This is a genomic window from Micromonospora sp. FIMYZ51 (assembly GCF_038246755.1).
Lineage (GTDB): Bacteria > Actinomycetota > Actinomycetes > Mycobacteriales > Micromonosporaceae > Micromonospora.
Map to the genome: position 1 here is coordinate 3227738 of NZ_CP134706.1, position 12909 is coordinate 3240646.

At 73.7% G+C, this 12909-nt stretch carries 3 protein-coding genes; all 3 read left to right on the top strand.

Going from position 1 to position 12909, the window contains the following annotated elements:
- Positions 1-54 precede the first annotated feature (54 nt).
- Positions 55-1026: a ferritin-like domain-containing protein gene (locus QQG74_RS14640; protein WP_341720835.1), complete on the top strand. Its 972-nt coding sequence runs from the start codon at positions 55-57 to the stop codon at positions 1024-1026.
- Positions 1027-1126: 100 nt separating this feature from the next.
- Positions 1127-7795 (top strand): amino acid adenylation domain-containing protein, encoded by a 6669-nt coding sequence (locus QQG74_RS14645; RefSeq protein WP_341720836.1) that lies wholly within the window; start codon positions 1127-1129, stop codon positions 7793-7795.
- 34 nt (positions 7796-7829) lie between these two features.
- On the top strand, positions 7830-12905 hold the full coding sequence (locus tag QQG74_RS14650) for an amino acid adenylation domain-containing protein (RefSeq protein WP_341720837.1): 5076 nt from the start codon (positions 7830-7832) through the stop codon (positions 12903-12905).
- Positions 12906-12909 lie beyond the last annotated feature (4 nt).

A 12909-nucleotide genomic window follows, 5' to 3' on the forward strand; every position in this document is an offset into this window, starting at 1 on the left:
CATCCATTGATACGGGACTATCGTCGTGCGGGATCGCCCCGGTAGCCTCCGGCCATGCCCACGCTGTGGACAGGTGCGCCGGTCGAGGTGCACATCAGCCCGACCTACGACATCCGGGACGGCCGGGTCGCGGCCCTGTACGAGAGCGCCAAGCTGCGGCAGTGGAACGCCTCGACGGACGTCGACTGGACCGTGCCGGTGCCCTACGGCAGCGCGCTGCCGGACGACTCGCGCTTCGCCATGGCCTCCTTCGGGGCCTCGCCGCTGGCCCGGCGCGGACGCGGCATGTGGGACACCTTCCGGTGGGAGTTGCAGACCTGGCTGGTCAGCCAGTTCCTGCACGGCGAGCAGGCGGCCCTGGTGGTGGCGGCGCGGCTGATCGAGACCGTGCCGGACATCGAGTCGAAGACCTACGCGGCGAGCCAGGCCGCCGACGAGGCCCGGCACGTCGAGGTCTTCTCGCGCTACCTGCGGGAGTACGCGCCGGAGATCTACCCGGTCACCGCGTCGCTGCGGGAGCTGCTCGACGACATCCTCACCGACTCCCGCTGGGACGTCACCGCGCTCGGCATGCAGCTCATCGTGGAGGCCCTGGCGATGGCGGCCTTCCGCCTGGCCGACGGCACGTTCCACGACGACCTGATCAAGCAGATCACCCGGCTGGTCGCCCGGGACGAGGCGCGACACGTGACCTTCGGCGTGCTCACCCTGGACGGCATCTACGCCGACATGACCTCGGCGGAGCGCGCCGACCGCGAGGACATGGTGCTGGAGGCGGCGACGTTGATGCGCCGACGGTTTCTCATCGAGGACATCTGGGAGCGCCTGGAGGTGCCCAGGGACGAGGGCGTGCGGTACGCCAGCACCGATCCGTTGATGGTCACGTACCGGCAGGCGCTGTTCGCCAAGGTCATCTCGGCGCTGCGGCAGGTCGGCCTCTTCACCCCACGGGTACGCGCCGGGTTGGACGGACTGGGACTGCTCGCCTTCGGTCCACATCGGATCAACGGTTCTGGCCATCGATGAGATCCACTGTTAGGGTGTCGAAAGCCGTCTATGCATGGCTGCGGCGCATTCAGCGGGAGGAACTGATGACTGCGGGGCGTCGAATCGTGGAGCGGACTGGATGACCGCGAGCAGCGCGAACCCCGCCGCCGATCCTGCCGACATCGACACTCTTCGCGCCGACATCGCCACCCACCTGGCGATCCCGCCGGAGCAGGTGGGTGATCACGACGACCTGCTCTACCTGGGCCTCGACTCGATCGGCGTGATGCGCCTGGCCAACCGCTGGCGCCGCTACGGCCCGGGGGCGACCTTCGCCGAGCTGATCGAGCGACGCACGCTCGCCGAATGGGCGGCTCTCGTCTTCGACAAGCCGTCCGCGCCGCCCGCGACCCAGTCGCCCGCAACCGCGCCGCCCGCAACCGCGCCGCCCACGGCCGTTCCGACCACGAGTGCGACCGCGCCCGCCCCGGCCACGACCGCGCCGAGTGGCGAGCCGTTCGCGCTCTCCACGATGCAGCACGCGTACTGGGTCGGTCGGGGCGACGGGCAGGTGCTCGGTGGCGTCGGTGCCCACTTCTACAACGAGTTCGACGGCGCCGGGGTGGACCCGGAGCGCCTCGACCGGGCCTGCCGGGCGCTGACCGCACGGCACGCCATGCTGCGGGCCCGGTTCCTCGACGACGGCCGGCAGCAGATCGACCCGGACGGTCGCTGGCCCGGGCTGACCGTGCACGACCTGCGTGCCCTCGACGGCCCGGAACTGGACCAGCGGCTGGCGGAGATCCGCGACCGCATGTCGCACGCGCGGCTGGCGGTCGAGCGCGGTGAGGTGCTGACCCTCGCCCTGTCGCTGCTGCCTGGCGGCGCGTGCCGCATCCACCTGCACATCGAGATGCTCGTCGCCGACGCGGAGAGCTTCCGGATCCTGCTGCGCGACCTCGCCCAGCTCTACCGGCAGGACCAGCCCCTGCCGCCGCTCAACTACGACTACCAGCGGTACCTCACCGACGTCGCGCCCCGGCGGGCAGCCGAACGGGACCGGGTCCGGGACTACTGGCTGGCCCGGCTCGACACGATGCCGGCCGGGCCGCAACTGCCGCTTTCGGAGCACGCCACCGACGGGCCGGCGTCCATGCGGCGCGGTCACTGGATCGACGCCGACGGCTGGCAGACCCTCGGTGGGCACGCCCGGGGGCACGGCCTCACCCTCTCCATCGTGTTCCTGACCGCGTTCGTGGAGGTCCTCGCCGCCTGGAGCGAACAGCCGAACTTCCTGGTGAACATCCCGCTCTACAACCGCGAGGAGGTGCACCCCGAGGTCGGTGACCTGGTCGGCGACTTCACCAACCTGGTGCTGCTGGAGGCGGACGCCACCGAGCCGGCGACATTCGTGCAGCGGGCCCGCGCGGTGCAGGAGCGGCTGCGCGCGGACATCCAGCACGCCGCCTTCACCGGCGTCGACGTGCTGCGCGAGCTGTCCCGGCGGGCCGGCACCCCGGTCCTCGCCCCGGTCGTCTTCACCAGCGCGCTCAGCCTCGGCGAACTCTTCGCCGACGACGTACGGCAGTGCTTCGGGCGTCCCGGCTACACCATGTCGCAGACCCCGCAGGTCTGGCTCGACGTGCAGGTCACCGAGCGTGAGGGCGGCCTCTTCGTCAACTGGGACTCGGCCGAGCGCCAGTTCGCCGACGGGGTGCTGACCGCGATGTTCGCGGCCTACACCGCCCTGCTGGCGCGGCTCACCGACCGGCCGGAGAGCTGGACCGTACCGGTCGACGGGCTGCTTCCGGCGGCCCAACGGGAGGTACGCCACCGGGTCAACGACACGGCGGCTCCGGTGCCGGCGGACCCGATCCACGCGCCGGTCTTCGCGCGGGCGGCAAACGAACCTGACGGCCCCGCGCTGCTCTGGGGCGACGACGGCCGGATGAGCCGGGGCGAACTGACGCACCGGGCCCGGTGCGTCGCGGCGCGACTGGTCGAGCACGGCGTCACCGCCGGTGACCTGGTCGCGGTCTGCCTGCCGAAGGGGCCGGACCAGGTGGTCGCGGTGCTCGGCGTGCTGGCCGCCGGAGCCACCTACGTGCCGGTCGGTCCGGACCAGCCGGCCCGGCGCCGGGACCGCATCCTCACCGACGCCGGGGTACGCGTCGCCGTGGCGGCGACCGGCAGCACGCTCCCGGTGCCGGTGGTCGATCCGGCCGCTGCGGTGGCCGCCGGCCGCCCACTCGACCGGCCGGTCGTCCCGGATCCGGCACAGCCCGCCTACGTCATCTTCACCTCCGGCTCGACCGGCACCCCGAAGGGCGTGGTGGTCAGCCACCGGGCCGCGGCCAACACCATCGAGGCGCTCAACAAGCGGTTCGGCATCGGTCCCGCCGACCGGGTGCTCGCGGTGTCGGCGCTCGACTTCGACCTGTCCGTGTACGACATCTTCGGGTTGCTCGGCGCGGGTGGGGCGGTGGTGCTTGTCGGCGAAACCGAGCGGCGGGCACCCGAGGCGTGGGCGGCACTTGTGCGGCGGCACGGCGTCACGGTCTGGCAGTCCGTGCCCGCCCTGCTGGACATGCTGCTCACCGTGCCGGCCGACCTCGGCGACTCCCCGCGCCTGGCGATCGTCGGCGGCGACTGGGTCGATCCGCGCCTGCCCGAGCGGTTCACCGGCCGCTTCCCGGGTGCCCGGTTCGCCGGTCTCGGCGGCACCACCGAGGCGGCGATCCACTCCACCGTCTGCGAGGTGGCCGTGTCGCCCGGCCACTGGCGCTCGGTGCCGTACGGGGTGCCCCTGCCGAACGTGCGCTGCACGGTGACCGATGTGCGCGGCGACGACCGGCCCGACCTGGTCACCGGTGAGCTGTGGATCGGCGGTGTCTCGCTTGCCGACGGTTACCTCGGTGACCCGGCCCGTACGGCCAGCCGGTTCGTCACCCGGGCCGGCCAGCGCTGGTACCGCACCGGCGACCTGGCCCGCTACTGGCCGGACGGCACCATCGAGGTGCTTGGCCGCACCGACCAGCAGGTGAAGATCCTCGGGCACCGGATCGACCTCGGCGAGGTGGAGGCGGCGCTGCTGGCGCACCCGGAGGTGCGTCTGGCGGTCGCGTGCGTGCTCAGCGGCACCACCACCCGGCTGGCCGCGGCCGTCGCCGCCGACGCGGTGGACCCCGGCGAGCTGCGGGACTTCGTCGCCGATCGGCTCCCGGCGGCGATGGTGCCGGTGAGAATCGAGATCCGGCCGCAGTTGCCGCTGTCGCCGAACGGCAAGCTCGACCGGGCCGCGATCCGGGACCGGATCCTTGCCGAACCGACCGGTGAGCCGGGCCGGGCATCCGGTGTGGCGGCACCGCGCGGGCCCGTCGAGGCGGCGGTCGCCACGGTCTGGTCGACCATCCTCGGCGTACCCGAGGTCGGTCGCGACGACAACTTCTTCCTGCTCGGCGGCGACTCGCTGCTGGCCACCCGGATCATCGCCCGGCTGCCGGCCGCCGGGGTCGTCGGTGCCGGTCTGAGTGACCTGCTGACCCGGCCGACGCTTGCCGAGTTCGCCGCACGGCTGCGCGTGGAGACCGCCGTCGCCGCGCCGGCCGCGCTCACCGCCGACCCGGAACACCGCTTCGACCCCTTCCCGGCGACCGACGTGCAGCGGGCCTACTGGCTGGGACGCGGCGACGAGTTCGCCCTCGGCGGCGTCGGCTCGCACTGGTACTGGGAGTTCGACGGCACCGACGTCGACATCGCGCGGCTGGAGCGGGCGTTCAACACGCTCATCGGCCGCCACGACATGCTGCGGGTGGTGTTCGAGCCGGACGGCCGGCAGCGGGTGCTGCCCACCCTGCCATGGCAGCCGATCACCGTGCATCCGGCGGACACCCCGCTCGCGGCGCTGCGCGCGGCGGCCTCCACCCGCATCCCCGACCCGGCCAGCGCACCACCGGTGCACATCTGGGCCCGCAGCGCCGACGGGCAGACCCGGATCGGCTTCAGTTTCGACTACATCGCGCTTGACGCGTTCAGCATCGTGTCGTTCTTCGGCGAACTCGCCACCCTCTACCGCGATCCGCAGGCCGCGCTGCCGCCGGTGGGCATCACCTTCCGCGACTACGTGACCGGGGTGGCGATCCCCGCCGAGGAACGCCGGGCCGCCGAGGCGTACTGGTCGCAGCGGTTGGACCAGATCCCCGGGCCACCGGAGCTGCCGTTGCGGGTCGACCCGGCGCAACTGGCGGCGCCGGTGTTCCGCCGCCGCTCGGCGCGGATCGCACCCGAGCAGTGGCGCGCGATCACGGCCCAGTGCCGGGCGTCCGGCGTGACCCCGGCCGCGGTGCTGCTCACCGCGTACGCCGAGACGCTCTCCGGGTGGAGCGGCGGCGGGGCCCTTACCGTCAACCTCACCCTGTTCGACAGGCGTGACGTGCATCCCGACATCGACCGGGTGTTCGGCGACTTCACCTCGCTGCTGCTCGTCGCCCACCACCCGGTGGCCGGCGAGGCCCTGCTGGACACCGTGCGGCGGGTGCAGCGGCAGATGTGGGCGGACATGGAGCATCGGGCCGCCTCCGGGATCTGGGTGATGCGGGAACTCGGCCGTCGGGCCGGCCGGGCCATGGCCGGCATGCCTGTGGTGTTCACCAGCGCCCTCGGGCTCTCCGGTGAGCTGACCGGCATGACCTTTCCCTTCGGGGACCTGGTCTGGGGCATCTCCCAGACGCCACAGGTCTGGCTGGACTGTCAGGTGATGGAGCAGGACGGCGGGCTGGCGGTCAACTGGGACGCGGTCGAGGACCTGTTCCCCACCGGCGTGCTGGACGCCATGTTCGCCGCGTACGTCGAACTGATCCACCGGCTCGCCGGGCCGGCCTGGTCGGTGCCGGTGCCGGCGCTGCTGCCGGCGGCGCAGCGGCAGGTGCGGACCGGGGTCAACGCGACCGACGCCGAGCGCGCCGACCGGCCGCTGCACGCCGACTTCTTCGCCACCGCCCAGGCCCACCCGGACCGCCTCGCGCTGCTCGGCCCCGGCCCGGCCGAGAGCGTGACGTACGGTGACCTTGCCGCGCGGGCGATGCGCCTCGCCGGCCGACTCGCCGCCGCCGGCCTGACCCCGGGCGACCCGGTCGCGGTGACCCTGCGTCGGGGCGTCGGCCAGGTGGTGGCCGTGCTCGGCATCCTCGCGGCCGGCGGCGTCTACGTGCCGGTCGGGCTCGCCGCGCCACCGGCCCGCCGCCACGACATCTACCGCGACGCGGGCGTGCGGCTGGTCGTCATCGACGGCGACACCGCCCCCGACGGGCCCGGCGCGGCGACACCCGAGTCCGGCGGCGCGCTGTCCGGCACCGGCGACGGTGCCGAGACGGCCGGCGGCTGGTCCGCCCTGGCGTTGCACGACGACGACACCGGCCCGGACGGGCCGCTTGCCGGTGGCCCGGTGCCGGTCGATCCGGCCGGGCTGGCCTACGTCATCTACACCTCCGGCTCCACCGGCACCCCGAAGGGCGTCGAGATCGAGCATCGGGCCGCCGTCAACACCCTCGACGACCTGGTCACCCGGATCGGCCTCGGCCCCGACGACCGGGTGCTCGCGGTCTCCGCGCTCGACTTCGACCTCTCCGTCTTCGACATCTTCGCGCTGCTCGGAGTGGGCGGCGCGGTGGTGCTGCTGGACGAGGCACGCCGCAGCGAACCCACCGCGTGGCTGCGGGCGGTCGCCGAGCACGGCGTCACGATCTGGAACTCCGTGCCGGCGCTGCTGGACATGGCCCTGGTCACCGCAGCGGCGACCCGGAAACGGCTGGCAAGCGTGCGGGTCGCGCTGGTCTCCGGCGACTGGGTCGGGCTCGACCTGCGCGAACGCTTCACCGCGGCCGGCGGCGGTCGGCTGATCGCGCTCGGCGGGGCCACCGAGGCGGCGATCTGGTCCAACGCCTACGAGGTGACCGGCGTACCGGCCGACTGGCGTTCCATCCCGTACGGCTTCCCGCTGCGTAACCAGCGGTTCCGGGTCGTCGACGAGCGCGGTCGGGACTGCCCGGACTGGGTCGGCGGCGAACTGTGGATCGGCGGCTCCGGTGTGGCCCGTGGCTACCGCAACGACGCGGAGCGGACCGCCCGGCAGTTCGTCAACGTCGACGGGCAACGGTGGTACCGCACCGGCGACCAGGGCCGCTACTGGGCCGACGGCACGTTGGAGTTTCTCGGCCGCCGCGACTCGCAGGTCAAACTCGGCGGGCACCGGCTCGAACTGGGCGAGGTCGAGGTGGCGCTGCGTACGCATCCCGGTGTCGCCGCCGCGCTCGCCGCGGTCACCGGCCAGGGCGCGGCCCGCCAACTGGTCGCCGGGATCGTCGCGGAACCCACCGCCGCCCCGGTCGACGTCGACGCGGTCGTCGTGGCCGCGGCGCGCCGACTGCCCGAGTACGCGGTCCCGGCGCGGGTCGTACTCCTCGACGCGCTGCCGCTGACCGGCAACGGCAAGGTGGACCGGGTCCGCCTCGCCGAGCTGGTCCAGCCTCCCGAGACGGCACCGGACGACGGGCCGGCCACCGCGCTGGAGAAGGAGCTGGCCGGGCTCTGGGAGCGGCTGCTGGACGTGCGCGGCGTCGGCCGGGACACGAACTTCTTCGCCATCGGCGGCGACAGCATCACCGCCACCCGTCTCGTGGCCGAGCTGCACCGCCGCTTCGGCGTGGAGATCGCGCTGCGCCGCCTGATGGACGCCGCCACGGTCGCGCGGCTCGCCGCCGTCGTCGCGGAGCAGTACGACGAGGCCGACATCGAGGACGGCGTGCTGTGACCACGGCAGGCGCCCGGCGCCGGAAGGGATGCGGATGAGCGACGCGCGGACGCTGCTGGCCGACCTCGAGGCGCTCGGCATGCACTTCTGGGAGGAGCAGGGCCAACTGCGCTTCCGTGGCCCCCGGGGGGTGCTGACCGACGAACGCCGGGCCCTGCTCACCGCCCACAAGCCGGCCATCCTGGAGTTGCTCGCCGGACCCCCGACCGGCATCGACGCGGACCCGCAGACCCGGCACGATCCCTTCCCGCTGACCGACGTGCAGAGCGCCTACCTGCTGGGACGTGGCGAGGCGTTCGCCTTCGGCGGGGTCGGCTGCCACGGGTACGGCGAGATCTGCTTCGCCGAGCTGGAGCCGGACCGGCTGGAGACCGCGGTGAACGAGCTGATCGCCCGGCACGACATGCTGCGCGCGGTCGTCGCCGACGACGGTACGCAGCGGGTGCAGGCGGCGGTGCCGCACTACCCGGTCCCGGTGACCGATCTGCGGGAGGCGACCGGCGAGCAGGCCGAGGCGGCCCTGGCCGGTATCCGGGCCACCCTCGACCACCGGGTGTACCGGCCCGGCCAGTGGCCGCTGTTCGGCCTGGCGCTGACCCGTACGCCCACCGGTGACGTGCTGCACCTCTCGATCGACTTCCTGATCTGTGACTTCGCCAGCATCCAGGTGCTGCTGTCGGACCTCTGGCAGCTCTACGTGGGCAAGCGGCTGCCCGAGCTGCCGTACACGTTCCGCGACTACCTGCGGCACGACCGGGCGCAGACCGACCCGGCCACCCGCACCCGGGACCGGGACTACTGGCTGGGGCGGATCGACGAGCTGCCGCCGGCCCCGGAGTTGCCGCGCGTGTCGGCCGGCGACGGCGTACCGCGTTTCCGCCGCTGGGACACGGTGCTCGACCGGGCCGAGACGGCCGCCTTGCGGGCCGCCGCCGGAGCTGCGGGAATCAGCGTGTCGACGGCGGTGCTTGCCGCGTACACCGAGGTCGTCGGGGCGTGGAGCCGGCAGCCACGGTTCAGCGTCACGGTGACGCTGCTCGACCGCAAGCCGTACGACCCGCAGGTCGCCCGGCTGGTCGGCGACTTCACCTCGGTCAGCCTGCTCGGGGTGGACACCGGCGACACCGAGGTCAGCTTCGCCGAGCGGGCGGTACGTCTCCAGGGGGCGCTCTGGGCGGACCTGGCCCACCGGACGTTCAGCGGCATCGAGGTGATCCGGGAACTCGGGCGTCGGCGCGGTGCGGCCGGCGCGCTGATGCCGATCGTCTTCACCAGCGCGATCGGGCTCGGCGACCAGGCCGACGCGCTCGGCGGTGAGCTGCGGGCCGGGGTGAGCCAGACGCCGCAGGTCTGGATCGACTGCCAGAACATCGAGCGCGACGGTTGTCTGGCCACCAACTGGGACGTACGGGAGGGTGTCTTCCCGGAGGGCCTGGTCGACGACATGTTCGCCGCGTACGTCGCGTTGCTGCGGGCGCTGGCGGCCGATGCCGGTGCGCAGGCGGCCGGCTCGGCGTGGTCCGCGCGTACCCCGGTCGGGCTGCCGCCGGCCCAGGCGGCGGTACGGGCCCAGGTCAACGACACCGCCGGTCGGCTACCCGAGGCTCGGCTCACCGACGGATTCGTGGCGCAGGCCCGGCGCGACCCGCAGCGTCCCGCCGTGTTCGCCGGCGGCCGGTCGTACTCGTACGGCGAACTGCTCGACCGGTCCCACCGGGTCGCCGCCGAGCTGCGCCGCCGGGGCCTGGCCACCGGCGACCTGGTGGCGGTCGTCCTGGACCGGGGGATCGACCAGCTGGCCGGGGTGCTCGGCACGCTCCTCGCCGGTGGTGCCTACCTGCCGATCGACACCGGGCAGCCGCAGCCACGTCGGGACGCCATCCTCGCCGACGCGGACGTGCGCTGGGTGCTGTCCGACGGGTCGGTGCCGGGCTCCGTGGCCGTCGGCGGGCTGCCGGCGGCCGGGCCGGTCACCGTCGCGCCGCCGGTCGCCCCGGATGACGTCGCGTACGTCATCTACACCTCCGGCTCCACCGGTTCGCCGAAGGGCGTGGTGGTCAGCCACCGGGCCGCGTGGAACACCATCGACGACATCAACGAGCGGTACGCCGTCACCGAGCACGATCGGGTGCTCGCGCTCGCCAGCCTCGGCTTCGACCTCTCCGTCTACGACATCTTCGGGCTGCTCGCGGTGGGCGGCGCGCTGGTGGTACCCGACCCGGAGCGGCACAACGACCCGTCCCACTGGGCGCAGCTCTGCGTCGAGCACCGGGTGACGGTCTGGAACTCGGTCCCGGCCCAGCTGCACATGCTCGCGCAGTACCTGCGGTTGCCCGGCGCGCTGCTGCCGGCGCTGCGTCTGGCGCTGCTCTCCGGCGACTGGATCCCGGTCAACCTGCCGGACGAGGTGCGTGACCGGATTCCCGGCCTGCGGGTGGTCGGGCTGGGCGGTGCCACCGAGGCCGCCATCTGGTCGATCGCCCACCCCGACGCCGCCGCCCCGCCGGGCTGGCCGAGCATCCCGTACGGCACTCCGCTGCGTAACCAGACCTTCCACGTGCTCGATCCGGGGTACCGGGACCGGCCGGACTGGGTGACCGGTGAGCTGTTCATCGGCGGTGCCGGGTTGGCCGAGGGCTACCTGGGCGATGCGGAGCGCACCACGGCCCGCTTCGTGCGTCGGCCGGGCACCGGCGAGCGGCTCTACCGCACCGGTGACCTCGGCCGGTACCGGCCGGGCGGGCTGATCGAGTTTCTCGGTCGCGAGGACCAGCAGGTGAAGATCCGTGGCCACCGGATCGAGCTGGCCGAGATCGAGAGCGTGCTTGCCGACCATCCGGCCGTGGGCGCGGCGGTCGTGGTGCCGGTCGGCGAACCGCCGCTGGGCCGGCGCCTGGTCGCCGTGGTCGAGCCGGCGACGACGGCGCAGGCCACCGAGGTCGACGTGGCCGCCGCGGTCGGGCCGGCCATCGAGGCGGCGGACGCGGTGCTGACCGACGTGGACCAGGCCGGCTACCTACGCTACGCCCGGGCGCTCGACGCCGCCGCGCTCGGCGCGATGCTTGACACGCTGCGCGCCGCCGGCCTGTTCCGGGTGGTCGGGCAGGCGCACGAGCTGGCCGAGGTGCTCACCGAACTGCGTGCCGTACCGCGCCACGCCCGGCTGGTCCGGCGCTGGCTTGCCGCGTTGACCGAGGGCGGCATCCTGACCGAGGCCACGCTGACCGAGGGCGGCATCCTGACCGAGACCGTGGGCAGCGCAGGCGGCGGTCCCGCCGGGCCCGCGATGAATGGCGGCGGGCTGGTGGCGGCACCCCGGGCCTGGGCACTTGCCGCACCGCAGCCCGAGGGGCTCACCGCGAGCCGCTGGGCCGAGGTGGACCGCCTGGTGCCGGCCGGCGAGGCACGGCTGGCGGCGTACTTCCGGGCCAGCAACGACCTGCTGCCGCAGCTGCTGCGCGGCGAGGCGGATCCACTGGCACTGCTCTTTCCCGGTGGCCGCGCGGACGTGGCGGCGAACCTGTACGAGGAGGCGCTGTTCAACCGCTGGGTCAACCGCGCCGCCGGCCGGATCGTGGCCGCGCTCGCCGACCAGCACCCCGACCGTCCACTGCGGATTCTGGAGGTCGGTGCGGGAGCTGGCGGCACCACCGCCGCCGTGCTCGCCGCGCTCGGCGACCGGCCGGTGGACTACCTCTACACCGACCTGTCCGGGTACTTCCTCGGGTTGGGCCGGCAGCGGTTCGCCGACCGCGCCGGCCTACGGTTCGCGGTGCTCGACCTGGACGCCGACGACCCGGCCGGCTGGCCGCCGGGCCGCTACGACGTGGTGCTCGCCGGTGACGTGCTGCACGCCAGTACCGACGCCGCCCGCGCCACCGGTCGGCTGCGGGAACTGCTCGCACCCGGTGGGCAGTTGGTCTTCCTGGAGATGACCCGGGAGCACTACCAGATCATGACGTCGTTGGAGTTCCTGGTCCGGCTGGACGAGGCGGCTGGTGACTTCACCGACGTGCGCCGGGACAGCACCGCCACCTTCCTCACCCAGCGGCAGTGGTCCGAGGTGGTCACCGCGCTCGGCGGCACCGTCCGGGCCGTGCTGCCGCAGACCGACACGCTCCTGTACGAGCTGGGCATGCACCTGTTCGTCGCGGACTTCCCGGACGGGCGTGCCCAGGTCGACCCGGCCGAGCTGACCGCGCACCTGTCCGCGCGGCTGCCCGGCTACATGGTGCCGGCCGACATCGTGCTCACCGACCGCATCCCGCTCGGTGCCACCGGCAAGGTCGACCGGGCCGCGCTGGCCCGCAGCCACGCCCGCCTCGGTCGGCCGGATCCGGCGGCCCCGCCGCAATCCGCCGGCGCTGCGGACGAGTCGACCGGGGAGGCGGATCCGATCGCCGCGCTCTGGGCCGAGGTGCTGGAGGTCGCACACGTCGGCCCGGACGACGACTTCTTCACCCTGGGCGGCGACTCGCTGCGCGCGGCGCAGCTCGTCGGCCGGATGATCGAGACCGTTCCCGAGCTGGGGTCGGCGTTCTTCGACGAGCTGTTGCAGCTGATGATGGAGTCGCGCACGATCCGCGCGTTCCGGGCCGGCCTGGACGGGACCCGGTCCGCCGATCCGCCACCACCCGGCCCGGCCGTCACGGCACCGCCGGCCGGGCCGGTCCTGATCGGCGGAGACCCGGCTGGCGCGAGCGCGTACGCCCTGGTGCCGGCCGAGGGCGGTCCGGACGAGGCGCTCGTGGCTCGGCTGGGTCGCGATGGTGCGGTGTACGCGCTGGCCCCGGCCGCCGGCCCACCCGGGTACGCGGAGCAGGCCGCCGCCATCACGGGGCGGCTGAACCTGGTGGGGGTCGGCGCGGGCGCGGTCGACGCGGTGCAGGCCGCCCGGATGGTCCTGGAGAACGCGGTCACCGCCGACCGGTTCGACCGGCTGATCCTGGTCGACCCGGAGGTGGCCGACGGTACCCCGATCGACCTCTACAGCGGTGACCTGACGGTGCTCTGCGCCGAGTCGGCGGCGCAGCGGCAGCGTACCTTCTGGGAGGGCGTCTGCCTCGGCGACGTGGACGTCCTCGACCACCCCGCGCCGGCAGCACGATGATCGG